General features: G+C 56.3%; 26 protein-coding genes and 2 pseudogenes. 12 read left to right on the forward strand and 16 right to left on the reverse strand.

All coding sequences use genetic code 11. The annotated features are described in order from the left end of the window. Positions 1-230: 230 nt before the first annotated feature. Both C451_RS24490 and C451_RS02030 read right to left on the reverse strand, forming a co-directional pair. Positions 231-821 (reverse strand): annotated as a pseudogene (locus tag C451_RS24490) (RPA family protein); the annotation flags it as partial. Beyond that, positions 822-1748 carry a hypothetical protein gene (locus C451_RS02030; RefSeq protein WP_007737110.1) on the reverse strand — a complete coding sequence of 309 codons (927 nt, stop codon included), beginning with the start codon at positions 1746-1748 and terminating at the stop codon, positions 822-824. It lies immediately after the preceding pseudogene. 328 nt (positions 1749-2076) lie between these two features. Between C451_RS02030 and C451_RS22420 the strand changes: the two genes are divergently transcribed. Then, a complete protein-coding gene (locus C451_RS22420) occupies positions 2077-2241 on the forward strand; it encodes a hypothetical protein (protein ID WP_161605817.1) in 165 nt (54 codons plus the stop codon). 66 nt (positions 2242-2307) lie between these two features. Here the strand turns inward: C451_RS22420 and C451_RS02035 are convergent, their stop codons facing one another. Then, on the reverse strand, positions 2308-2589 hold the full coding sequence (locus tag C451_RS02035; protein ID WP_007737112.1) for a helix-turn-helix transcriptional regulator: 282 nt from the start codon (positions 2587-2589) through the stop codon (positions 2308-2310). Positions 2590-2750: 161 nt separating this feature from the next. On the opposite strand from C451_RS02035, the gene C451_RS02040 reads away from it, so the two are divergent. Further along, positions 2751-3056 carry a hypothetical protein gene (locus C451_RS02040; protein WP_007737114.1) on the forward strand — a complete coding sequence of 102 codons (306 nt, stop codon included), beginning with the start codon at positions 2751-2753 and terminating at the stop codon, positions 3054-3056. Positions 3057-3172: 116 nt separating this feature from the next. Here the strand turns inward: C451_RS02040 and C451_RS02045 are convergent, their stop codons facing one another. The 7 genes from C451_RS02045 to C451_RS02070 all read right to left on the reverse strand — a co-directional run bounded on the left by C451_RS02045 (position 3173) and on the right by C451_RS02070 (position 10928). Next, positions 3173-3481 (reverse strand): hypothetical protein, encoded by a 309-nt coding sequence (locus C451_RS02045; protein WP_241431147.1) that lies wholly within the window; start codon positions 3479-3481, stop codon positions 3173-3175. Positions 3482-3732: 251 nt separating this feature from the next. Next, entirely contained in the window at positions 3733-3900 is a 168-nt protein-coding gene (locus C451_RS02050) for a hypothetical protein (RefSeq protein WP_007737118.1), read from the reverse strand. A 560-nt stretch (positions 3901-4460) separates the two neighbouring features. Next, on the reverse strand, positions 4461-5528 hold the full coding sequence (locus tag C451_RS02055) for an IS1595 family transposase (RefSeq protein ID WP_080503434.1): 1068 nt from the start codon (positions 5526-5528) through the stop codon (positions 4461-4463). Positions 5529-5935: 407 nt separating this feature from the next. Then, complete coding sequence (locus C451_RS24245) at positions 5936-6892, reverse strand: catalase (RefSeq protein ID WP_007737121.1); 957 nt, start codon at positions 6890-6892, stop codon at positions 5936-5938. Then, the gene (locus tag C451_RS23975; RefSeq protein WP_007737123.1) at positions 6876-7616 is read right to left on the reverse strand and encodes a catalase; all 741 of its coding nucleotides are present in this window, start codon (positions 7614-7616) and stop codon (positions 6876-6878) included. Before C451_RS23975 ends, C451_RS24245 begins: the two co-directional genes overlap by 17 nt. 378 nt (positions 7617-7994) lie before the next feature. After that, the gene (locus C451_RS02065) at positions 7995-8810 is read right to left on the reverse strand and encodes a superoxide dismutase (RefSeq protein WP_080503435.1); all 816 of its coding nucleotides are present in this window, start codon (positions 8808-8810) and stop codon (positions 7995-7997) included. Positions 8811-9215: 405 nt separating this feature from the next. Continuing rightward, a complete protein-coding gene (locus tag C451_RS02070; RefSeq protein WP_007737128.1) occupies positions 9216-10928 on the reverse strand; it encodes an amidase in 1713 nt (570 codons plus the stop codon). 307 nt (positions 10929-11235) lie between these two features. Between C451_RS02070 and acs the strand changes: the two genes are divergently transcribed. The 3 genes from acs to C451_RS22425 all read left to right on the forward strand — a co-directional run bounded on the left by acs (position 11236) and on the right by C451_RS22425 (position 14113). Beyond that, positions 11236-13215, forward strand: coding sequence for an acetate--CoA ligase (gene acs / locus C451_RS02075; protein WP_007737130.1), 1980 nt, complete (start codon positions 11236-11238; stop codon positions 13213-13215). A gap of 26 nt (positions 13216-13241) precedes the next feature. Continuing rightward, positions 13242-13856, forward strand: coding sequence for an acetate uptake transporter (locus C451_RS02080; protein ID WP_007737131.1), 615 nt, complete (start codon positions 13242-13244; stop codon positions 13854-13856). 113 nt (positions 13857-13969) lie between these two features. Further along, complete coding sequence (locus C451_RS22425; protein ID WP_161605818.1) at positions 13970-14113, forward strand: hypothetical protein; 144 nt, start codon at positions 13970-13972, stop codon at positions 14111-14113. A 313-nt stretch (positions 14114-14426) separates the two neighbouring features. On the opposite strand, the gene fer is transcribed toward C451_RS22425, so the two are convergent. Then, the gene (fer, locus tag C451_RS20505; RefSeq protein ID WP_007737133.1) at positions 14427-15068 is read right to left on the reverse strand and encodes a ferredoxin Fer; all 642 of its coding nucleotides are present in this window, start codon (positions 15066-15068) and stop codon (positions 14427-14429) included. 220 nt (positions 15069-15288) lie between these two features. Here fer and C451_RS02095 point away from each other — a divergent pair, with 220 nt between their 5' ends. Continuing rightward, the gene (locus tag C451_RS02095; protein ID WP_007737134.1) at positions 15289-15549 is read left to right on the forward strand and encodes a bacteriophage holin; all 261 of its coding nucleotides are present in this window, start codon (positions 15289-15291) and stop codon (positions 15547-15549) included. A gap of 235 nt (positions 15550-15784) precedes the next feature. On the opposite strand, the gene C451_RS02100 is transcribed toward C451_RS02095, so the two are convergent. From C451_RS02100 to C451_RS02110, 3 genes are all read right to left on the reverse strand, one after another. Beyond that, positions 15785-16237, reverse strand: a complete 453-nt coding sequence (locus C451_RS02100) for a RidA family protein (RefSeq protein ID WP_007737136.1) — start codon at positions 16235-16237, stop codon at positions 15785-15787. A gap of 280 nt (positions 16238-16517) precedes the next feature. Then, on the reverse strand, positions 16518-16730 hold the full coding sequence (locus C451_RS02105; protein WP_007737137.1) for a hypothetical protein: 213 nt from the start codon (positions 16728-16730) through the stop codon (positions 16518-16520). Positions 16731-16942: 212 nt separating this feature from the next. After that, the gene (locus tag C451_RS02110) at positions 16943-17443 is read right to left on the reverse strand and encodes a hypothetical protein (RefSeq protein ID WP_049912709.1); all 501 of its coding nucleotides are present in this window, start codon (positions 17441-17443) and stop codon (positions 16943-16945) included. A 946-nt stretch (positions 17444-18389) separates the two neighbouring features. Between C451_RS02110 and C451_RS02115 the strand changes: the two genes are divergently transcribed. After that, positions 18390-18818, forward strand: a complete 429-nt coding sequence (locus C451_RS02115; RefSeq protein ID WP_007737139.1) for a hypothetical protein — start codon at positions 18390-18392, stop codon at positions 18816-18818. Positions 18819-18902: 84 nt separating this feature from the next. On the opposite strand, the gene C451_RS02120 is transcribed toward C451_RS02115, so the two are convergent. Continuing rightward, positions 18903-19913, reverse strand: a complete 1011-nt coding sequence (locus tag C451_RS02120; RefSeq protein WP_152420342.1) for a carbon-nitrogen hydrolase family protein — start codon at positions 19911-19913, stop codon at positions 18903-18905. Between the two features lie 188 nt (positions 19914-20101). Between C451_RS02120 and C451_RS02125 the strand changes: the two genes are divergently transcribed. From C451_RS02125 to C451_RS20510, 5 genes and pseudogenes are all read left to right on the forward strand, one after another. Further along, positions 20102-20797 (forward strand): SCP2 sterol-binding domain-containing protein, encoded by a 696-nt coding sequence (locus C451_RS02125; RefSeq protein ID WP_007737141.1) that lies wholly within the window; start codon positions 20102-20104, stop codon positions 20795-20797. Between the two features lie 55 nt (positions 20798-20852). Then, entirely contained in the window at positions 20853-21902 is a 1050-nt protein-coding gene (locus C451_RS02130; RefSeq protein ID WP_007737142.1) for a ribonucleotide-diphosphate reductase subunit beta, read from the forward strand. Next, the gene (locus C451_RS02135) at positions 21902-22189 is read left to right on the forward strand and encodes a hypothetical protein (RefSeq protein ID WP_007737145.1); all 288 of its coding nucleotides are present in this window, start codon (positions 21902-21904) and stop codon (positions 22187-22189) included. Before C451_RS02130 ends, C451_RS02135 begins: the two co-directional genes overlap by 1 nt. Next, positions 22186-22497 (forward strand): 2Fe-2S iron-sulfur cluster-binding protein, encoded by a 312-nt coding sequence (locus C451_RS02140; RefSeq protein WP_007737146.1) that lies wholly within the window; start codon positions 22186-22188, stop codon positions 22495-22497. The genes C451_RS02135 and C451_RS02140 overlap by 4 nt, the downstream gene beginning before the upstream one ends. A 42-nt stretch (positions 22498-22539) precedes the next feature. Beyond that, positions 22540-22932 (forward strand): annotated as a pseudogene (locus C451_RS20510) (alpha-hydroxy-acid oxidizing protein); the annotation flags it as partial. Between the two features lie 374 nt (positions 22933-23306). On the opposite strand, the gene C451_RS02150 reads toward C451_RS20510, so the two are convergent. Beyond that, on the reverse strand, positions 23307-24848 hold the full coding sequence (locus tag C451_RS02150; protein ID WP_007737150.1) for an aldehyde dehydrogenase family protein: 1542 nt from the start codon (positions 24846-24848) through the stop codon (positions 23307-23309). Positions 24849-24925 lie beyond the last annotated feature (77 nt).

A 24925-nucleotide genomic window follows, 5' to 3' on the forward strand; every position in this document is an offset into this window, starting at 1 on the left:
CTTTCATCGCTCCCGACACTCTCACCAGTCTCACCGGGAGAGTGAGCATCTTCGTCGGCTTGTTCGGTATCGTCAGCAACCGAGTCGTCATCCACAGCATCCGACGCTGCCTCGCTTGTGGTGGCAGCCGCCGAAGCATCGGTGGCATCGAGACTTTCCAGCGCTTCGATAGCCGCCTCACGGTACGGGCTGAGACGCTCACCGTACTCGTCGCGTGCCATCTGTGCGTAATCGTTGGTTTCCTCGTCGAACGATTGGAGGCGTTCGATGGTCTGATCGGCAGTTTCGACCACCCAGCGGTCGCGGGTCGGTTCATCCACTTGGGTGATCGACTCCGGCCGCACAGCGACGTTCGTCTCTCCCTCATCAGTTTCGTAACTACGGGGTTTTCCGACGACCGCCACATAGGTGGGCGTCTCGATCTGCCGCAGCGCGCTCGCCGCTTCCGGTTGATACTGGCCCGCGTAGACGTAGAANCGGGGTTTTCCGACGACCGCCACATAGGTGGGCGTCTCGATCTGCCGCAGCGCGCTCGCCGCTTCCGGTTGATACTGGCCCGCGTAGACGTAGAACGTCCCCGTTGGACCGACCACGCGCCCTTGCCAGTATTCCGAATCCGATCCCACATCGTTTGTCTCGGTCAGCGTGCCTGCGAAAAACAGCCGATTCACACGATCACCTGTCGGGAGTAGCGTGTAGTTCGGCGCGAGTTCATCCTCGGACTCCTTGAACGTGTACGTCGCGTCGTTGAACTCGCGGGCGAACAATCGCTTGGCGACCTCCCGTCCTGCCGACTCGCTCGCGTCTGAACTTGCGCTCATCTACAGCGACCTCGCTGTGATCAGCACTTCTTCAGAATCCGTGTGCGCGCCGAGCTGCTCGAACTCATCGGCCAGTACGTATCGGCCGAGTTCAGGTCCACTGATTCGATAATATCGACCGAGAACCTTCTCACTGATGTCGTCGGCCACAACAGTGGTATCCAGCGCGTCCATCGCACGCTCTTTGGCTTCATCGAGCGTAATATCCGCAAATTCCTCGGTCATCTCCCGGTTGAAGATCACCTCATGTACTTCGGCACCGTTGTCGAGGACACCCTTGACTCGGAGATCGAACTCGCCGTCGACCTCGCCGTGTTCTGAACAGCGGCCGTTCTGGAGCACGCGCGTACAGTCCTCGTGGGGACAGCGCTTGATCAGTCCACTCCCGCTCTGGATATCCACCAGTGCACCCTCGATCTCGGTGGTGTTGTCGCCGACTTCGATCTCTTCGTCGACTTCCTCGATGGTAGTGGTCCGGTTGAGTTTCACCGAGAACTGGCCCTGATACTCGTCGGTGACGACGTTTCCGAGCTGGTACACCGACCCTTCTTCGAGTGTGGGCAGGTCGGATTTCGCCCACGAGGTGAACTTGATCCGGCCGGTTTCGTCACCCACGAGGCCGACTTGTGCGATGGAATCACTCCGTGGCTCCCACAGCTCGACGACTTTCGCGGTGATGTCGATCCATTCTTCGGCTGTGTTGACACTGCCGATTTCGCGCTGTTCGTTCGCGTCACCCACCGATTCGGGATCGGCATCGGCTTCATCGTAGTAGCTGCTGGTGACGCTGCGGCGCGCTTCGTCGATGGGCACCTGATACTCGTTGACGAGCGTGTCGAGGCGCTCTTCGACCTCCTCGACAGTGATGTCCATCTGGTCGGCGAACTGGTCGTGTATGTCTTCGGCGTGCGATTGCACATCTGGCATGGTATTTCCTGCCTCCGCGTGTGTTCGATGGGAGACACTGGCTGTTCGCCACTCTCANTGTCTTCGGCGTGCGATTGCACATCTGGCATGGTATTTCCTGCCTCCGCGTGTGTTCGATGGGAGACACTGGCTGTTCGCCACTCTCAAGCAAAAAAGCCCGGAAAGGGATGTGAAAGTGGAACTGAGTCCTGACTGATGCGGCGCAGTGGCTGTACGTGACTCTGAACCGAGGATGTCACCGGATCACGTCGGAGTGATTCAGCACTGGCGGGCCAGAAATCACCGAAAGCGACTCGACTGAGAATAACGATACGCTCAACCACCGACCATGACCGACGTGGACGACGCTCTCGACCTCGGTAGTGACTGGGGTGCGTGCGAAGAATGCGGCGAGGACACACCCGACGTGCTGCGCGTCGGAACTCTCACCGACAAGCGGATTCTCTGCAAAGAGTGCAGGCAGAAGAACCGCCGACAGTCACCACCCGATTGACACGCCAAACCACCAACCGACGGCGGGCGGTGACTCGTCTCTCTGTAGCTGTGTCAGACAGCCGGCCTAAGTCTCGGCAGCGACGTACTGGTCTTCCCACTCGCGGCGAGCATCGATCTCGCGATGGGCACGCTGGGTGAGGTCGTAGTAGTTGGTCCGCTTGTCGCGTTCGCCCTTCTCGACGAGTCCTTTCTCGACCAGCTCGTCGAGGTTCGTGTAGAGTCGGCCGTGGTGGATCTCGCTTTCGTAGTAGCCTTCGAGTTCATCCTTGATTGCGAGCCCTTTCGGCTTGTCCTGTCCTGCAATCGCGTACAGCAGGTCGCGCTGGAACCCAGTCAGATCGTACATATCCTACTGTTGGTTATTCCCACGGGAAAATATGTTGATGCTCGAAACGTCAATTTATCGGGGAATAGCTCTCATATCCACCGATCTCACCCGTGACGTGCTTCCTCAGTTCGTTCTTCGATAACAAGATTTACTTTATACAAAATAAGACAACAGACACCATGATAGATCGACTGGAGAAGGAGGCTGATAAGCTGGAACGACATCTGCAGGTGCTGGGGATGGTGATCGAGAACGAACCGATCGGCATCGTGAGGATGTCGAACGAAACTGGCTACGCTCATCACAAAATCCGCTACTCATTGCGCGTGCTCGAAGAGGAGAACCTGATCGAACCGTCCAGCGAAGGCGCGATCACGACCGACCAGACGAGTGGATTCGTTGACGAACTCGACGGACGGATCGACGCGGTGAGCACCAAACTCGCTGAGATGAAACTCGACACGACAGGCGAGATGAGCCAGTAGCCCGGGTCAGCAGGACAAGCAGATATACGCGATATCGCCACAAGGAACATCTTCTCACGCAGTGTTCAGCGGCGTCCCGAAGCGAACGTCTGCGCGGGATGGCCGACGTAACCGTCTTACTCGACGTTGTACCGATAATACTCGACACCGCTACTGTCGGCGCGGCGTTCGACGTTGGTATCTTCGACTAGCGGCTCGGCCAACAGTTCGAGGTAGACGCGCCCGATTGCCTGGGCGAGACCCTGCTCGGGACTGCTCATGGGGATCTGTCCCCCGCTGCTTGAGGCCATGACGACTTCGGTTTCGTCGGCGATTTCTTCCAGCGTGTACGCCTGCGGTGCGTTGTCTTCGAGGAAATCGCGCATGATCGCTATCTGTGACTTGCTTGGTCCCAACTGCTCCCAGTCCGACTCATCAAGCGGCATGAGTCACTGGTCACAAGAGAGACACATAATACTCCCGCTCTCACCACGGCGGACTGGGTGCCGCGCCCGACGACATCGCTTCGGCACCGGCAGCTGGAATCGCCCGTTCTCAGATGGAGTGGTCAGCCTCCAGAGTATCACTCACGCGACGAGCATCTCACTCTGGTGGGAGAAGTTGCGATCAGACGGGTGATCACACTCTGGAACTGACTGGCACGAGTTGAGAGAAGTACCGTCTCAACAATCCCTGCTCAGAGATCGCGCGGCTGGACAGTCTTGCGATCATTGGCATCTGATCGCCGTGCCGCATCCGCAAGCAAGTCCGCTACTTCGCTATCGAGCGCGTCGTAGAAATCCGATGAGACGTTCTGGTCTGCGAGCTGTTCTTTGACTGCCGCTTTGACGATGAGATTCGTCATGCAACCTGTACTCCCGGCTATTCGTACTTATACCTCATCAAAGCGTGATGAAAGTAAAATCAGCACTTCGGCTTGGCAAGATCATGTGGCTCAGCGAACGGTGTCTAAAATGCTGTTACGTAGGTTGTGAGAAACAGAGTTGCATTGTAGTGTTCTGTTGAATAGGGGGTACGGCGGCGGGATAGACTGTTATATCGGTAAGGATGAAGCCGAGAAAGGTGCCATGGTCGAAGTGGATCTCCTCGACTTCACCAGAAACTGTAGGCGGCCAGCCAAACAAGCGTTGGGACCGATGCGGGCAAGCCCGCCGAGTGGGCTTACCCGCTGGAAGCACCTGGCCATCCACGGTTATCGACTTGAAGACGACCACAGCTACCGCGAAACGGAAAATCGCCTCCGCTGTTTCAGCGAACTCCGCGAGATTCTTGGTATCGTGGGTTCTGTGAGATCGTTTGACGCTCTTGCCGAATCTAGTGAAACACGTTGAGGGCGAAGCAGTCAACGAGGCCGTGTAGCGGTGCTCCGACGAGATTCAACGTCCGTACNCGCTCTTGCCGAATCTAGTGAAACACGTTGAGGGCGAAGCAGTCAACGAGGCCGTGTAGCGGTGCTCCGACGAGATTCAACGTCCGTACGAACCCGTAGGTTCGGACGGACTGCTCCAATCCTGGTTTGGAGAGGCCGCGGAACTTCTCCAGCCACGGTTGGATCAGTGACCAGAGGCATTCGACTTGATTTGTGTGGACGCCTTCGTCTGAGACGTACTTATCGTCGTGAACAACGGTTCGATGCTCGTGGTTCATNGACCAGAGGCATTCGACTTGATTTGTGTGGACGCCTTCGTCTGAGACGTACTTATCGTCGTGAACAACGGTTCGATGCTCGTGGTTCATCTGCTGATACGCGGGAAGTTCGTCGGTCCAGATCTCTCCCAGCGGCTGGGAGAGATCGCCTGCTTCCTCGATCACTGGCCCGAGATTCTCGTCGTATTTTGATCCTTCTTCGGCTGAGATCACCCGAAGCACGTCGCGGCTCGCCGCGACGAGCGTGAGTTTGTCGCCCGGTGCTCCCTCCCAACGTGATCGGCCCGGTTCCCCAGAACCGCCGCGGGAGAGACCGTCCCGCGGCGGCGATTGACCTTTGTAGCCCGAACACTTCGAGCCGGTTTCATCGATCTGTGTTGGTCCCTGAACGGTGTGCTGGATGCGCTCCCAGACGAGGGGAAAGCCGCGTTCGAACGCGGCTTCCCCATCGCGGAGTTGCGTATGGATCGTGTCGTAGCAGGAATCGAATAGTTGGGCGATCTGGTTGATGCTGAGCAAGGTATCAGCGTAGAGAATGAAGATGAGAAGGAGTTCACCGGGTGTAAGACCGGTGTTTGCGAACGGCGTGTTTCGGGTGTATGTGAAGCTATAGCGGCAGTTGCGACACCAGACTCGGGGACTGCCGTCCCGAGTCTGGAGAGCTGTTTCCCCACACTCGGGACAGGGAGCCTGCTCCCACGCACGCTTGCAGCGCCGCTCGACAATGGCGTCGAGTGGCTCAGGGCGGAACATTATTGCTTGGCGCTCAACAACTTCTCGGAGCATCCCGCCGAAAGCTGTCCGTTGGAGCACATCCACTAGCATACGGCGGGATGCTGTAGTTCCTACGCGACTGTTTCACCAGACTCGGCAAGAGCGTCNTTCTCGGAGCATCCCGCCGAAAGCTGTCCGTTGGAGCACATCCACTAGCATACGGCGGGATGCTGTAGTTCCTACGCGACTGTTTCACCAGACTCGGCAAGAGCGTCGTTTGATGTCCGCTATCTCGAACATCGAACAAGTTTGTGAGAAGCTGTGAGCAGCGCGCCGTCCTCCAATTCAACACGGCAGCGATAGCAGGCTTCTTAGCCGAGAGCCAAAACCATCCCAACCATTCTATGATACCTGAGACGTAACCGTACAACTCACTACCAAAACTCAGATTTACCAGCATAGCGCGTGAAGTGATTCGGTGTTGGAGCTCGCTGAATCACTTCATATTGCTGTGAATATTACTCGCGGAGTTCCTCAACAATCGGTGCGTGAGCGATTTCGTCGTCGTCGATCGCGAGCAGTTCGTCGTCGATAGCCGCCTCGATGTCGATGCCGAGGCGGTCGGCGACGCCGCGACCCCAGCGCGGGTCGGCCTTGTAGAAGTGGCCGATCTGTCGCTGCTGGATTTCCTCGTCGACCGGTTCCATGTCGTCGGCGAAGTTGTCCATGAGGTGCTCTTTCTGTTCTTCGTCCATCACATCCCGGAACATATCACCGGGCTGTTTGAAATCATCGATGCGTTCGGCGGCTTCATACCGGTCCGCATCGCCCTCGATGCTGAGCGGTGGTTGCTCGACCTCGGGTTTCTCGACAGGGCCGCCGAAACTGTTCGGCTCGTAGTTCGGTCCGCCGTCGTTGTTGCCGTCCGAACGCATTGTGCCGTTCTGGTGGTAGTTCGACACGTCGGCGTTCTTCGGCCGGTTGACGGGGACATCCTCGAAGTTTGTGCCAATGCGGTAGCGATGGGCGTCGTCGTAGGACGGGATGCGACCCTGTAACATCTTGTCCGGGCTGTGGGCGATCCCTGGAACCGTGTGGGCGGGTGAGAACGCCGCTTCCTCGATGTCTTGGAAGAAGTTGTCGGGGTTCTCGTTGAGTTCCATCGTTCCGACCTCGATGAGAGGATAGTCGTCGTGAGGCCAGACCCGCGTGATGTCGAAGGGGTTGTAATCGACTTCCTCGGCCTCTTCTTCGGGCATGATCTGGACTTTGAGTGTCCACGTGGGGTAGTTGCCTTCCTCGATGGCCTCCCAGAGGTCCTCGCGGTGGTAGTGTGGGTTCTTGCCGGCGAGTTTCTCGGCCTCGTCGGGGTCGAGATTCTCGATGCCTTGGTCGGTTTTGAACTGGAAGTGGACCCAGTGGCGCTCGCCGTCCTCGTTGTACAGCGAGTACGTATGACTACTGTAGCCGTTCATCGTGCGCCACGAGGCGGGGATGCCGCGCTCGCTGTATAGCGTCGTGATCTGGTGGAGCGACTCGGGTGAGAGCGACCAGAAGTCCCACTGCGGGGTCGGATCGTTCAGCCCGTTTTTGGGGACTTCCTTCNAGCGTCGTGATCTGGTGGAGCGACTCGGGTGAGAGCGACCAGAAGTCCCACTGCGGGGTCGGATCGTTCAGCCCGTTTTTGGGGACTTCCTTCTGTGTGTGGATGAAGTCGGAGAATTTCGAGGCATCACGGATGAAGAACACGGGGGTGTTGTTACCCACCATATCCCAGTTGCCCTCCTCGGTGTAGAACTTCAGCGCGAACCCGCGCGGGTCGCGCACCGTGTCGGGCGCACCGCGCGAGCCGGCGACCGTCGAGAAGCGGGCGGCCATGTCGGTCTCCTTGCCCTCTTCGGAGAACATGTCGGCCATCGTGTAGTCGCTGAGAACGTCGTTTGTGACGGTGAATGTGCCGAACGCGCCGCCTCCCTTCGCGTGGACGATCCGCTCAGGGATCTCCTCGCGGTTGAACTGGGCCATCTTCTCGAAGTAGTGATAATCCTCCATCAGGAGGGGGCCCTCGGGACCGGCGCTGCGGCTGTTCTGATTGTCGGGGACCGGCTCGCCCGAGTTCGTCGTCAGCGTCTCGCGCTCGGGGTCGTCCTTTTCGTAATCCGCTTCGCCCATGCCGTGTTTTGGGTTGTCCTCTGCCATCGTTGCCTACGATTTTCTATTGTCCCGAATGACTTTAAACCCTCACAATATAGTTTTCTGTGAGGAGAATTTTCTTTGGTTTATGGCCAGAACCTATATCCGATACTGACGGACGAGCAGCTCAGAACAACGCGTCCCGCTCTTGTGTAGACTAGCGGAATAGCATGTAACAATAGACACGATAGAGTGAGAACAGCCACTATCTCCAGAGATTCGGGGATGGGCTTCTACAAATCGCCTGTTTGCTAACAACTCAGCTTTGCATGTTTATAAGAGCCATTCTGAACGCGGAGCAGACAACGTGAGAATGCCCATTTCGCTCCATGAGTGTGCGTAGATCGGCGATCAACCAACTGATTGCGCAGGAAGACAATGACTTCAGATGGAGGGTGCACCGTCTCCAGATAGCTCCGCGTACTGCGCGGCTTCGTACCGCTGGGTAACGTCATCCCAATCAACTACATTCCACCAGTTGGTCACGTACTTTCCACGATTGTTTTTGTATTGGAGATAGTATGCATGTTCCCAGACATCGAGAACAAGCAGCGGTGTTGCTCCTTGCACTGCGAGGTCGTTGTGATCCTCAGCTTGAGTCACGAGTGGCATATCCGCGAGGTGGTCGTAGACGAGTAGCCCCCATCCTGAACCCTCGACGTTTTTCGCAGCTGCATTGAATTCTGCCTTGAAATTCTCGAACGAACCGAAATACTTGTTGATGGCTTTGGCTAGATATCCGCTCGGTTTGCCGCCGCCATCCGGCGACATGTTCTCCCAAAACGTCGTGTGGAGAACATGGCCCGATAGATTAAACGATAGATCACGTTTCACGTGCTTGATCTCACTGAAATCGTTGTTGTTGCGCATCTCTTCGAGCGAATTGAGTGCGCTGTTTGCACCATCGACGTAGCCCTGATGGTGTTTATCATGATGGAGACGCATGATTTCAGCATTGATCGCAGGTTCCAGCGCGTCGTAATCGTACGACAGTGGTGGAAGTTCATAGCGAGGGATACCACTCTCATTGGTGACGGCATCCGAGTCGCTCTCGCTATCAGCATTGTTACCTTTGTCGTGGGCCGACACAACACCTGCACCGCCGATCGTAGCAGCTCCTGTGAGACCCAACATTTGAAGTGCTGTTCGACGCGTCGGCTGCTCAAAGGGCTGAGCTGATTGAGGTTTCTCATCGGTCATTCTATCATGCCACCAACCTCTATCGCACGTGCACACAATAAAAGATTGTGTGTAATCAACAACACTACTCGAAAATACGATTCATAGCAGGTGTCATAGAACGGTTGGCATGGTTTCCGCGTATCGGTCGAGAGGCCTGCTACCGCTGGCTCTGAATTACGATGATACTGGCTGCTTCTCAGATACCGTTTCTCGGGCTCTTGGTGAGGTATGTGAAGAGTTCTATGACATGCTGATGGAATAGTTATTGAATACTCAATTTTGCACGTACACCAGGTGCCGTATCGTGGGCAGAAGCAGTCTGGCGTCTAATATCGATAGGGAAGAGAGCAGCGACAGGGACGATCCGGGCGTGATCCGGCTAAATAGTCCCTGTAAGGATTGCCACGCGACGCAACCGCTCGACTACATGGACTTAGCTAACGACGAATTGTCCCCGCGTTTCGCCTTTCCGTTCCCGCCGTCTTTGGTATTGCTGCTGGTTTGGCTGGTCTCCGTGTTCGGGGATTGGATTTGTTTTGGGTAATCGTCGTGCCATGGATTGACTCGTTCGTAGGCGGCACTCGCGGCGAGCACCGTCTCGTCAGCCAGTCGTTTCCCGACGAGTTGCATTCCAACCGGGAGTTCCTTGTCGTCAGTCAATCCCGCCGGCACCGACGCCGCCGGGTTGCCGGTCATGTTGAACACTGCTGTGATGAGCCATCCGAGGATAGGGTCGATCTCCGTCCCGTTGATTTCGGTCGGGCCAACGACATCGTTCGGAATTGGGGGAACTGCAACCGTTGGCGCGACGAGGATGTCGTAACCGTCCTCGAAAATCGACTGAACCGCGTTAAACACGGTCTTCCGGACGGTCTCGTCGTTGCGCTTGAGTGCAACTGTGCTGAGCTCATCCCGGCCGAATTCCACGAAATCAAGGAGTTCGTTCGGGAACTTATCGCGGTCGTCGCCGAGCATGTCGATGTCGTGCTCTGCGAGTTTTTCAGGGAGAGTGCAGTAGGCCTCCCCCCACATGATTCTGAGGCTGTGCATGAGTTTGTCATATTTCACACCGAGGTCAACATCGATCCGTTCGACGGTCGCGCCGGCGTCGGCAATCGCATCGACGTTCTCACCAACCACGTTCTGAACACGGTCATCGACCGGATATACACCCAAATCCGGGCTGTATCCGACCTTCATGTCCTTGACTCCTTTTTCTACCGCTCCGAGAAAGTCCATATCGCAGTCTGGCAGCACGAGCTGATCCTGTGGCACGTCAGAAGGACCCGCCATTATCGACAGCGCGAGTGCGGCGTCTCGCACCGTCCGAGTTTCGACGCCGTTGTCTTTGTATGTGGTCCCGGTTCGGAACACTACGGGGTCGGGAAGACGTCGGAAGGTGGTTTTGAATCCGTAGGTCGAACAGAATGAGGCTGGAATACGCAGTGAGCCGGCTCCATCAGTGCCGGTCCCGATTGACACGACGCCGCTTGCGACCGCCGAAGCACTCCCGCCTGATGACCCGCCGGAGTTTCGGTCAAGGTCGAACGGCGTCGATGTCGGGCCGATGAGTTTGTTGTCGCACTTCCCGGTGTACCCGAACTCGGGTGTATTGGTTTTGCCGATAAGAATTGCGCCAGCGTCGAACAGTCGCTTGACCACGAGTTCGGTTTCGTCCGCAACCCGGTCCGAAAGTGGGGCAGCACCAGAGGTCCACCGCACGCCCTTGACGGCTTGGAGGTCTTTGACCGCGATTGGCACCCCATGCAGCGGACCAAGTTCGTCGCCGTTTTCGACCGCGTGTTCGGCGTCTTTAGCGGCTTTCCGGGCCCGCTTTCCCGTGACAGTGATGAACATATTGGTCGCGTCCTCGCGGTTATTGAGACGTTTGAGTGTGGCATCCACAAGGTCCACAGGCGAAACGTCCCCGGTCCGAATCAACACCGCGAGCGTCGTGGCGGAGGTGTAATGGATGTCGAAGTTGACGTCGCCGTCACTGTGGTGGTCGCCATTGCTTTTCTCATTGTCCCACGCAGTAGCCGTGCCGGTTCCACCCCAGAGGAGCGCGCTCGCGGCGGCGAGTCCTTTGAGATAGCCCCGTCGGTCCGACAACAGTGAATCGTTATCGATTGCCATACCATACTATGTGTACATTCTATTATTGTAAATAGTTTGGTTGTTTGGTGGCGTGAACTGTTTTGTAATTTGTCGAATTTGCAGAAATCACGGAAAAGACTGCTTCGTACTCCGATTCTCACCGCTTAGATGTGTCACCCTCAACATACAAATCTGAGTAAACCATGAAATCTCTACACTGTCATACATTTATGAAAGCAGAATTTCGGCAAATAACATGCACACTTTCGTTGTAGACACCACCGATGACGGCGGCGATACCATTATATGATATCCGCCGACATTTAGATATGAAGTGAGATAACAAATGTCGAACGAACAAGATCTGACGATCGAATCGAAACTGGCCGAACAGGAGTATTTCGAACCGCCGACCGAGTTCGTCGGACAGGCCAATATGGCCGATCCTGCGGTCTACGACCGCTTCGACGAGTTCCCCGAGGGGTTCGAGGAGTACGCCGAGATGCTTGACTGGGACGAGCACTGGGACGAGGTGCTTGACGATTCGAACCCGCCCTTTTACGAGTGGTTCGTCGGCGGAAAACTGAACGCCAGCCACAACTGTATCGACCGCCATCTCGACGAGCGCAAGAACCAGACCGCACTGCTCTGGGAGGGTGAGGGCGGCGAGCAGCGAAACATCAGCTATCAGGATCTCTATCGCGAGGTCAACGAGATGGCTGCCGCGCTGCGCTCGGCCGGCGTCGAGGAAGACGACATCGTCACGATCCATCTTCCGATGGTGCCGGCGCTGCCGATCACGATGCTCGCGTGCGCGCGTATCGGCGCACCCCACAGCGTCGTCTTCGCCGGCTACTCGGCGGGCGCGCTCGCCGAACGGGTCAACACCGCCGACTCCGAGCACGTCGTCACCATCGATGGCTACTACCGCCGTGGTGATTTCTTGGAACACATCGAGAAGACTGACGAGGCGACCGACGAGTTCGACGGCGATCCCGATGTGCTCGCGTGGACGCGCCACGACGAGCCACAGACCGACATCAGCGACGACTACACGCTGGTTTCGGAACTCCTCGCCGACCACCGGGGCGAACGCGTCGAGCCGGTCAGCCGCGACGCCGAGGATCCACTCTTTCTCATGTACACCTCGGGGACGACGGGCGTCCCGAAAGGCTGTCAGCACCGTACCGGGGGTTATCTCGCGTACGCAACGGGGACCGCGAACTACGTCGAGGACATCAAACCCGGCGACACCTACTGGTGTATGGCCGACATCGGCTGGATCACCGGTCACAGCTACATCGTCTACGGGCCGCTCTCGCTCGGCACCACCTCGGTAATGTACGAAGGGACGCCCGACTATCCGCACAAGGGACGGACCTGGGAGATCGCCGAGAAGTACGACGTCGACATCTTCCACACTTCCCCGACGGCGGTTCGCCAGTTCATGAAGTGGGGTAAGGAAGAGTTGGAGGGCTACGACTTCGACTTCAGACACATGACGACCGTCGGCGAGCCGATTCAGCCGGAGGCGTGGCTCTGGTACTACGAACATATCGGCGACGAGAGTGCTGCTATCGTTGATACGTGGTGGCAGACCGAAAACGGTGGCCACCTCATCACGAATCTCCCGGCGATTCACGACATGAAACCCGGCAGCGCCGGCCGCCCCGCACCGGGTATCGAACCGGCCATCCTCGACGACAGGGGTGACGAAATCGAGGCTGGAACCGCCCAAGCGGGCAATCTTGCCATCACGCGGCCGTGGCCCGGCATGCTCCAGACCGTCTACGGCAACGACGAGCGATTCATCGAGGAGTACTGGGAGCGTTTTTCCGACACCGACTCCGGCGACTCCGCCGACTGGGTGTACGAGGCGGGCGACGCTGCCATGCAAGAGGCGGACGGTTACTACCGGGTCCTCGGCCGGCTTGACGACGTGATGAACGTCGCCGGCCACCGTCTAGGGACGATGGAGCTCGAAAGCGCAGTCGCGGAGGTCGAGGATGTCGCCGAAGCGGCCGTCGCCGCGCGCGACGACACCGAGAAAGGTGAGGTTCCGGATGTCTACGTCACCGTCAGGGAAGGCGTCGAGGAAACCGAGGAGCTGCGCGGGCGCATCGTCGAATCCGTCGAGGAGGGTATCGGCAAGTTCGCCCGGCCGTCGAACGTGCTCTTCGTCGACGAACTGCCGAAGACCCGCTCGGGGAAGATCATGCGCCGACTCCTCGAGGACATCTCCAACGACGAGGAACTCGGCAACACGAGCACGCTCGCCGACCCGAGCGTGCCCGAGACGATCCGGGATCAACTACAGGCGGACTAAAACAAATTAGTTGGAAGACAAACACAATGCCACTCGACACTGAACGCGGAAATCCGGCACCGCTCGGTCTCGTGGGATTCGGCCTCACGACCGTTCTCCTGAGTCTCGTCAACGCAGGCCTCCTTCCCGGCGAAGGCGAGGCGGTCGTACTGCCGCTCGCGTTCGCGTTCGGCGGTACGGCGCAGTTCGTGGCTGGCATCCTCGAATTTCGCACCGGCAACACCTTCGGCCAGACGGCCTTTTTCAGCTACGGCGCGTTCTGGTGGTGGTTCGGCCTACTCGTACTCTTCGACGGCAACGGCTGGCTGTCGATCCACACCCCCACGCTCGGTGCGGCGCTCGTCCTCTGGGGTGTGTTCACGTTCTACATGTGGATCGCCACGTTCAGGCTCAACTGGGGCCTCTGGAGCGTGTTCCTCACGCTGTGGATCACGTTCGCACTGCTCGGCTTCGGCGACCTGCTCGGTATCGGCGCACTGGGCGTCGCCGGTGGCTACGTCGGTATCCTCTCTGGAGCGCTTGCAATGTACGTGAGCTTCGCCGAAGTGGTGAACTGGTCGTTCGCCCGAACGGTCGCGCCGATCGGTAGTGCGCCGATCGCTGACAGTAGTAGCGAGACAACTGCCGATACGGCCGACTAACCCTCGAAATCCGATTCTCGACGATGAGAATCGTCGGGCCCTCAGCCACCACATAATATGCCTGAGTATGTCACGCCAAGGTTTATCGACAGGGTGGGAATACGTTCATCCGTATGTCGAATGAGAACGAAGAAGAGGAAGAATCCGAACAGGAAGCTACCGATTTCTCCCCGGTAGATGAAGCCGAGGAAGAAGACGAGGACGAGGAGGAAGCCACTGACTTTTCTCCGGCCGAAGAAGAAAAAGAAGACGGTTGAAAGTTGCTCTCAGGAGCGCAGGTGGAGTGAGCCGATATTGTCTCACCAGTCTGAGTACGAGACTACTTGAAGATTGTCCGGTCCTTACTATGGAGGTGTTGGACGACTTTGCGGAAGTCATCTGGATGTATTTTTCCATCACATTCTAGTAACCATAAAACTCTTCACACACCTCACCAAGAGCCCGAGAAACGGTATCTGAGAAGCAGTCAGTATTGTCGCAATCTAGAGCCAGTAGTAGCGGGCCTCTCGACCGATACGCGAAAACCATGCCAACTGTTCTATGACACTCTGTCATTTTATCGAAGTTGGATCAGTCGTTTGCATGTGCCTGCTCAAATGGACGGGGTGGCAATCGAAGCTCGTCAAGCTCCGGAAGATGTTTGATATTGTAGATGACTTTCATTTCGGCAGTGACCGGCATGCCGTTACAGGAGAGTCGAATGCCACGCTCGATCATCGCCGGTGGCAGGATGGTATTAACTGGCATCTCCAATTCCCCTTCGACAACACCAACCGCACAGTTGGCGCACGCTCCACCTCGGCAAGCGTATGGCCACACGAAGCCGCGATTTTCGGCCGCCTCCAGAAGTGACTCATGTGGTTGTGCAAGGAACTCGCCATAGTCGGCCGGATCGAGATCTACAGCGGCCGCTTTTTCGAACAAGTCCTCGTCGGTGTGGCTCCATCCGTGATCATCGAGAATCTCATAGTTGAGGTACTCGATTCGAGACTTCTCCCGTTGAGGATCAAATTCGTCGACGGATTCACTGCCATGGTCTTCAACGCTGTAATCTCCTTCGAGTTTGGCGTACGCTGTCTGGACTCGTTGAAACTCGCTGATTGATCCGCCCTGATCAGGATGGGCTTCTTTTACTCGTTGTCGGTATGCTTGTGCTATCTCCTCTTCGTCCGCACCCGAATCAATCTGTAGTACGTCGAATGGAGATACCATACCATTCTATCCTACTCCCGAGTCTATTTAGACCCAATGTCGTCTGATCAGAGTTGATCCAAGACTGTCTTATTCACTGGATTTCCGATGAAACTACTGAAGAGAGCACATCTACTGTCGATCTTTATACTCTCCCATGCTCACGTTTGATAGACTTGTACAGAAGACTCATAGAATCAGCGCCCTAACGCATAAGTGATTACCCATAGATAATTAGTATATGACTCAATCAACCGCTCTCGACCCGAAAGCACTGGGGAAGGCATGGGGATTGTTCTGGTCAGCGCTTGTGGTTTTCGTCGGGATTACGTCCCGACTCGGCTGGGGAACGCGTTGGGAGTCGCTTTTCGAGGATCTGTATCCCGGATACAATCAGACAGTCTCCGGACTCGTTATCGGCGGCTTCCTAGCTCTCCTTGATGGGGTTTTCGATGCATATATCGTTGCTAGGTTGTACAACCGATTTGCCGCGGAATCGTAGGGACTACTCACACTATTTTCGCTCTCGACTCTCGGCTGAAAGCGCAGTATCTAACCGCAATACCGTCATATTTCGCCTAATCTAGCTTGAAGTCCCATGAATCTGTGTCGTCGTGTCTCCCAGTTCCGTTGTGCGCTGGTGTGAACGTCTGGACTACTCGGTTAGCGAGCAATCCGTGTCCTCTCGATCCGTAGCAAGCAGCCAGCCGGGTTCCGCAATGGCGCAGTGCTTGTTTTCACTCGTCAAGAACAGCCGTCACGTCGATCTCAACGAGGAACCGCGGTTCAACGTCGGTTGGTTCACTTGGTGCAACTCCATCATGGTGGGCGTCGGCTAACGATTCGACTTGCACGAGCGTTGATCCAGGAACCGCACCATCAGTCCAATAGTCATCGTAGACCTCGCCCTGGATTGCGAGGAAACGATCGATGTCGATGGTGAAGACTCGCCGGCGAACCACGTCAGCCATGGTGGCATCTTCGACGGCGAGACAGGTTTCGATCTGGGATAAGACTGTTCGGGTCTGAGTTTCCATGTCATCGACACCGATCATCTCCCCGTGAGCGTTTTTCGAGAGAACGCCTGCAACGAATACGTGCGTGTTTCCAGCCGTCGAGAGGACTTGAGCGTACTTCGCTTCGTCGGGTGGTGTAAATATCTCGTCTGGATTGGTACGGTCGATCGGCATTTCGAGTAAGCATGAGCGGCTCCGGGATAGTGATTTCCGATATAGCTTTCATCAGGGTGTCATAGAAAGATCCGCATGGTCAACAACGGATCTGGAGGCAATAGTCCCGAAAGTACCGAAGCCATCCTCGCAACACCTTGTTTGCTCAGAGTCGAATCAGAGTAGCCAGCCTCAAAAGGGCAGAAATATTAAATAAAATGGTGTTCTTTAACTGGATTAGAATGCCGTACACTTGGTGCACGGATCTCTAAACCCGTTTAGTCACAAAATAGTACGCATATTAACTATTGTGTGGGGAGAATTCTATGACACGCTCCCGACTCTGCAACACGTCGAGCGCGTATTCGGCATCAGCTTCCGCAAACCGCTCATCAGCGACCGGTACAGCGGCCGCCTCGTCGTTCAACAGCCTTTCGTCGTCATCACCGACCGACTCCTGGAGCACCGCAAGAGCGTCTTCGGCGAACGGCGGGATTCGCCGTTCCCAGTTCATACGGTGCAGAGTGACCGCTCCCCATGATCCGACGGGCGACCAGCAAGCGGCTCTACTCTCTCATTCGTAGTCACCGAGTGCATTATCCTTGGATGACTCCGCAAACTCGGAGGATTTGGCGGCTCCTCATCATGCCAATATCTCGCATGAACCGGCCTATCGCCTCTGCTTTGGGAACCCTGACAAGCATAGTGCAAAATGGAGCGGGAAGGTCACTGCTGATTATCGGTGAGTGACATTGACCGCCCGATTCCCTGCAACCGATACAGGTTCCGAAATCCCCGGACTCCGTGAAAAAGCACGTACCCACCAACAAGGACGGACAGGCAACTCACAATCCAGTTCACTATCGAGAGCGAAGCATCGGCCGAAAGCACCACCTGTGCATTCGTGACAACAGTGTAAACGATGATAATTGCGATGAGCACGTTGACGAGAGCCGATGTCAACAGGTTCTTTACTGTCGTTTGGGTCGCAGCGAGCTTTTCACGCGAAAATCCGGGGTCATAGCGCTCGTCAACTTCAACGCGGACAGCGTTTTCAGGCGACCCAACTTCGTCGCGGGTCTCGTGGGTGAGAACCATCCCACCGTCGAAATATTCGTAGTAGTAACTGTCCGGGGCTGGCGGTTCGTTATAGAAACGTATCTTCCCAGATGACCCCGACTGTTGGCTGACGGACTGGCTTGACCCGTCTCCGGTTTCTTGATTCACTACTAGTGGTCCTCCGGGTCGAGAACATCCCACTCGTTACTCATCAATCGGTTCTCCCATGCTCGCAAGTCGATATAATCGAGACCGGCCAACGCACTCGTCGAGCTCGTCTGCGTCCATATCCTCGCTACGCCGATATGCACCTTCTGCCTTCCGGCCGAACGAAAGCACGTCCAAGCGGCGAGATTTCACTCCGAACACGGTGTGTCCGGCTAGGCGGCCAGCAGGAGCCGGGAGGGAGTCGCCTCCCGAATGGATCGGGTGCCACCCATCCGTTCTAAAAGGTGTCATAGAACAGTTAGCATGGTATTCAGCCAGCACCAGAAAGCGCCGCTACTGCCGAAGCTGAATTGCAATAATACTAGATGTCGGTTTTCGATGCTCTATTAAAAATGGACGACGGCAACGGGATTGCTCCGTAAGAGTTTGAGGAAACGAAGTCGAGGAGGACGATCGCCATATCCGACTCTTCGGCTACATCTCCTCAAACGAATACCGAACAATCCCGACGCCGTGTGTCGTTTTCAATAGAGCTGAATCTCACGTCTTCTTGGCGCTGTGTCTTCGGCTCGCAGTTGCACTCACAAATCACGAACGAGACAACGACATCGCCGGTCCAACCATCACCCTATGAGAACCATTCTGCGCCACCGCCGTGCAGAGCCGAGTGAATAGTCTAATGCGAACACACGTACGAACCTTGATGAGGGGGTTTCACTGACACAATGTCATCATCCTTCCATGGAAGGGATAATTCTAATCAACGATGGAAACATTCATATCGGTCATACGTGGCGATACCACTACAACGAGTTAGGCATACTACGACCATGATTGGTCGAATCAAGCGCTCGATGGATGAACACTCGTCAAGAAGACTCTCAACCAGACGGCATCATGATGGGTGCTTCTTATTGACACTAGTACTACTCATCGGAGTTTTCCAATGAAACTGCCTGTATTGCTGGCGCTCTTTTCGAGTGGTGGGTTCCTTTTAATCGGTCTTCTCACGGGTGTGTGGAAATACTGGCACATGATGGGGAGCGACGAGGGTACTGCGCCGACGTATGTGAATGTCGCCCACCGTGCTGCACTTCTCTATTCGTTTGCCTCACTGGTTATTTATGAATTCGTCCAACGCAGCCCGTTTTCGACGACGGTAAATCTAATTGCGGTTGTTGCTCCGATCTTGTTCTTTGCAATTGCTGTAGGCTCATACATCACCCACGGGCTTTTGGGTGACACGGATAACCAGTTTCGAGACTCCGGCATAATCAATCCGACTGTACTCCGCGGTAGCATGTGGGCGTTGATCGTTGCCGAAATCGGTGGATTCTCAGTGCTTTTTATCGGAGTTATACTGACGCTAGTTTAAGTCAATCACATCCATTCCGCTGGAATTGGATTACAAACCCACCGCGGACTATCGAACTCGATCATTGAACCACATCGGTGCCTGCTACTGTTCAGGGCTGGATTCGACAGCTACGTGGCTACGCGTTGAGAGTGATTCGGTCTTGTTGTTTCGATAGTACGCTGATCCACAGACGTTCTGATGCGACCAGTACAGTCGGTGCGAGGCTGTCAGTTCCGGGATCCAAAACTGATCAGGTGGATCGTGGGTCGCGGGCGTTGGTGGATGGGCTGGTATTTCTATGTTTGCGGAGACGACACCGGGGCCCTTATCCAAATCCCGGCGAGCCAGCACCGTCCCATCAGCGGAGACGATTTGTGTCGCACCAACGAACGACGATCGATAGGGCAGACCATGCTCATCGCCAGGATATAGAAGAAAGCGTCCATCGAACTCGCCACAGTGGCTAGCGTGGATCACCGGGACGCCGAGCTCACGGGCGAACTCGACCGGGGCTTGCTCCGAGAGATAGCGGTTGTACTGACGGACGGAACCAAGCAACCGGTCGACACCCGGCCAGTTATTAGGTAATGTCCACCAATGATTCCCGGTAATGGCGTACTGAACCCGTCCGGCCATGCGATCCACTGTTTGTTGCCGGATCAACTCCCAGCAGACGGCTAGCCCGGTAGTCCCATGCGCCGTCTCGACGACGCCATCGTCATCCCCACCGATGTAGAACGCATTCTCCCACATCGTCGGAATATCCTTGTCATGGGTCCGAACCGTCCCGTCAGGCCCAGCGAGACAGTAGGTGTTGTAGACATCGCCATCGCGGTGCATGAGCATCGAACCGCCGACGGTCGCATCGTACTCCTGTGCGAGCGATTCAAGCATCGCCACTGCCTTGTTATCGGTCGGCAGCACTGCCTCCCAAACCGCGTCGTCGAGCACGACCCGAGATGTGAAAAACTCGGGGAGACCGACTACGTCTGCCCCCTCTTCGAGTGCCTCGCGGGCGAGGCGCTCTGCTTGGTTAATGTTCCTCGCAACGTCACCAACGCTGGCTTCCATCTGAATGGCTGCGACCGACAAATCACGTCCATCACTATTCATGGGTGTTGTTGACTTTCATCCTCAACATGCAAGTTACTTCCTATTAGGAATATAGTTTTGATAACAGATTTCATATAATGGATCGGAGAAAACTCACGAGCGGATTTATCCAATCAGTCTCAGTATAAATAGCCGGCTATTGGGGGCACCAATGCTTATCGGCAGACAGTGGTACCAATAGGCACACTATGGCAGAGTGGTTTCCGTCGCGCGAATGGCTTCACACGTATCGGGCGGCGCTGAACAACAACGAGACCTATCGAGAAGCGAGTGAAGGCTGGGGTGTCGATTTTGACGGTGACTTCGTCTTTGAAATCACAGATATCCCTACCGAAACCACTATCGCAGACCTTCCCGAGGACCTCTCCGGTGAATTTCGTGAAAACCTCGAATCGCTATCCGACGAACACGTTGATGAACTCCTCACTGACGCACCGTCGGCACTTGAAGAACGGATGGGTGAACAGGACGGTGACGACCACGAGCGACTCGTCGCGGCGGTGCTCTCGACATCCATCTCGGATATCCCCGAAGTGACGTTCTCAGCGCTCCGTGAGGAATATCCTGCCGACCTTGATAATCTACTTGACCAGTTGGAGCAGTACCTCAACGACGGCACCATCTACGCCTATATTGACCTCTACGATGGCGAGTGCCTCGAGACTACTGTCCTCCAAGACCCCGAGGCACGCGACCCCGGATTTGCCATCATCGGGCCATACCCTCACTGGAAGGACCTCCTCGAAGGCGCAGACGTGATGGAATCTATCTTTTCTGAAGATCTCGAACTTGACGGCTCAACGACGACGATTCTCCCGTACAGCGAAGCCGCACAGGAATTGGGCGACACCGCCGGGCGAGTTGACGACCGATATCTTTTTTAAACTACCCCATATTGCAGGATCAAGCATCATACTCGTTCCTGTGCTATATCTGGGTATGGTGGAGTCTACCAAACCGTCGTACAGTGGTCAGCGCGTAGATACTGATGACAAATGGTACCAGCTGTTTCAGAAGGGTGTCGAGTTGGGAACGTGGAACGTCGAGAAATTGTTCGACGAAATCGGCTTCAAGCAGGACAAAGAGACGTGGGAGTCGCTTGAAGACGACGAGCGCGCCCAGATTCGATATCTGCTGTCGGGCTTTCTCGATGGCGAAACCGAAGTCGCCGGTGACGCTGCCACCAATCTCTCGCGGGCGATGGGTGCTGACTGTCTAGAGGGCAACAGACAGAAGGAGATGTTCATGACGATGCTCACGCTCACCGAGCACAAGCACACTCAGTTTCTTGACATCTACATGAACGAGGTGATGGATGACCGCGACAACTACGCCGAACTCGATCCGCGAAAGGGGACGCGCGTCCCTATCGTTCAGGCCACGGGGTTGGGCGAGGTGTTCGAACATCAAGGGCTGCTGACTGCGAAGGCTGCACAAACCGACGATCCGGTCGACATCGCCCGGGCTGCGACCAACTACCATCTCAACGTCGAGGGTATCCTCGCGCGGGTAGGCTCGACGGCGATCAGTCGGTTGCCCGAACGGGCGAACCTCCCACTGCTGAACTACGCCTTCAAGTTCATCAGCACCGACGAGGGTCGCCACATCACCCACGGCGTTGAGTTGTTGAAAGAACTCCTTGAAAAGGAACAGGCCGGCAAACCTGCCTATCAGGGCGTCGAGGAAAACATCGTGAGCACGCTCTACGAAGATGTTCCGTACATGGCCGATTTCGCGTACATGTATACCGATGCGGTGGGTGACCCGCTCGATTTCGACATCGACTCAACGCTGATGCGCGGTGGCAATCTGATTGACGGGATGTACAACGAGACGCTCGGGTGTGATATCGACTATATGCAGGTCATGGACAACGTCAGCGATCGCTACAACGAAATTTCCGAGTGGGATCTCGAAAGCCGCCTTGAGGAGCAGGAGCGCCACTACCAACAAAAGCGCGGCGTCGCAATGGACGGGGGCGACGACTGATGGCACAGGACCGCGAACTCCGCGAACTCGCCCGCGGTGCGTCGTTCACCGCAAGCGACGAGGAAGTCGAAGAGGCCATCGCCGAGGCCGCTGACAAACTCGACGAATCAGAGGAGGAAGTTCGGGATAACGTTGCATACATTATGGATTCTAGTTTCGAAGAGGAGGGCGTCAGCACCTCCTTCAATGAGATGGTGAGCGGTGCGAGCCTCGAAGACGATACCCGGAGTACGGGCGATCCGCGGCTTGAAGCGCTCGAAATGTACAAACTCAGACAGCAATTATGAGTCATATCGTTGTCATTGAATTTGAAGACGAGACTCACGAACTCGAAGTTGACGAAGACGAATACATCTTAGACGCTGGACTCAATAGCGGTCTTGATCTTCCCTTCTCCTGTCGAGAGGGTAACTGCACTACCTGCACCGGCGAACTGCTTGACGGTGAGGTCGACCAGAGTGAGGGGACGGCGCTTGATAAGAAAGACCGGAAAGACGGATACGTATTGCTCTGTAGTGCGTATCCTCAAGACAAGTGCCATGTCCAAGCGGGCGGGAAGGTACAAGAGGATATGCTCGGGATTGATATTTTTTAACATTACTCACACAATATTACCGCACGGAAGATGTTAGGAAGAGTCCTTCATCCCGACGACGCTGAATTGGCGGTCGAGCATGGTGTGGACGGGATCGTCGTCTCGAATCACGGCGGTCGGCAGGTCGACGGCGCGATCGGCGCTCTGACGGCGCTCCCGCAGATCGTTGAGACGATCGACGGCCGGATTCCGGTGTTGTTCGATAGTGGTATTCGAGGTGGCAGCGACATGCTCAAACCCATCGCACTTGGAGCCGAGGCGGTGTTGCTCGGCCGGCCCTACGTCTACGGCCTCGCTCTCGGTGGCGAGGAGGGCGTGAAGGCGGTAGTAGAGAACGTCCGGGCCGATCTCGATTTGACCTTCACTCTCACCGGTCACGCGACCGTCACGGATGTCGACCGCTCTGCACTCGTTCGGGCTTCGCGGTTCGAGTGACGGCGATTCTACCGATTGTTGCACCGTTGTGAAGCGGACCGTCCTCACGAACGCACCGCAAACCGATCGTGCCGAAGCCGACCCGACTTGGAGATCATCGTCACCGATTATCACGTCCGCGATACCGTCGGAGAATGAGTCGGCCCAGACGAGCATTCTGCCGTCGATTTTCCGATCACGGACGACAACCTCGTGCCCCGCTTCGAGGTCTTCGGCCATTTGCGAGGGAAACATCGAAGTCAGGTGATGACGAATCGCTTCTGAGGGCCGTTCGTCCATCACACCTCTCCTCATCGGCCACAGGTAGCCATCGACTTGAGATTCACCTCCTTCACCGAATACGAATGGACTCGCGATACACTGTTCGCTGCCGGTCAGCCCATCCGCGGCAGATTGCCGAAGTTCATCATCACCGATTTCGTCTGCGTGTATTCGTCGTAAGTCTCCTCGGCCAGTTCACGGCCGAGCCCCGACTGCTTGTAGCCTCCGTGGGGAACGGGTTCGAAGAGATCGTTATATGTGTTGATCCAGACGGTCCCCGCTTCGAGTTCGTCGGCAACGCTATGGGCGGTCTCCAGGTCCTCGGTCCACACGGCGGAGGCCAGTCCGTACTGGGTGTCGTTGGCAGCCGCGAGCATCTCCTCTTCGTTGTTCCATTCGAGCACCGAGAGCACCGGCCCGAAAACCTCCTCGCAGGCCACAGTGTGGTCGTTTTCGACGTCCTCGATGATGGTCGGTTCGACAAACGGCGCACCATCGAGGGCGGGATCGTCGGGCGTACCGCCGCCGTATCGGATCGTCGCGCCCTCGGCTTTGGCGGTCTCGACGTACGAGAGTACCTCATCGAGGTGATCGGCGTCCACGAGCGGCCCCATGTCAGTCTTCCCTTCGAGCGGGTCGCCGACAGTAAGACCGGCGGTTCGCTCCTCGAACAGTTCGAGAAATTCCTCGGCGATGTCTTCGTGGAGGAACAGTCTGGAGCCGGCGGTACACTGCTCGCCCTGATTGAACCAGATGCTGATGACTGCGCCCTCGACCGCTTTCTCCAGATCGGCATCGGGATAGATGATGTTCGGACTCTTCCCGCCGAGCTCGAGTGATACGGGGGTAATGGTCTCGGCGGCGTTTTTCATCACATGCTCGCCGGCTCCCGTTGAACCGGTGAGCGAGAGCTTGTCGATACCCTGGTGGGCGGTGATGGCGTCGCCGACCTCGCTGCCTGTACCCGTAACAACGTTCACCGCGCCCGATGGGAGTACTTCATCCACGATGTTCACGATTTCGAGCGTCGAGAGCGTCGCTCGCGAGGAGGGTTTGAATACGACAGTGTTGCCGGCAGCGAGTGCGGGGGCCATCTTCCAACCGACGAACATCGCGGGGAAGTTCCACGCGCTGATCTGGCCGATGACGCCGTGTGGTTCGGATTTGGTGTAGGCGAGTTTGTTCGATCCCATTGGCGGGAGCCGTCCCTCGCTTTCGGTGCGGGCGAGGCTGGCGAAAAAACGGAACTGCTCAACCATGATGGTTGCGTCGACGAACGCCGAGTGCTGGTTGGCCTTCCCCATCTCCAGACTGTCGATGCGAGCAATGCGGAGCTTCTCACTTTCGAGTTCGTCGGCCACTTCGAGGAGGAGATCCGAGCGCTGTCGCGGCGATTTCTGGCTCCAACTTCCCTCGAAGGCCTCGCGTGCGCTTGCCACCGCCCGATCGACGTCGTCGGGCGTCCCACGTTGGAAACGAGCGAGATCCGCGCCCGTGGTGGCGTCAGTCGCCATCATGGTTTCCTTGCTTCCCGAGTCGATCCACTCGCCGTCGATGAGATGGCCGTATTCGTCGTCGGTGAGGACATCCTCGGCCGTGTTGCGGTGTTTGTCGACGATCTCCTCGCTCACCCGGTCGGCGTGTCCCTCTTGCATGCTGTATACACAGGATGTATCCTGTATAGCAATTCTCACGGCTATGTACGGTGATTTAGAGACCCACGAATCTGCTC

Source organism: Halococcus thailandensis JCM 13552, from assembly GCF_000336715.1.
Classification (GTDB): Archaea; Halobacteriota; Halobacteria; order Halobacteriales; family Halococcaceae; genus Halococcus; species Halococcus thailandensis.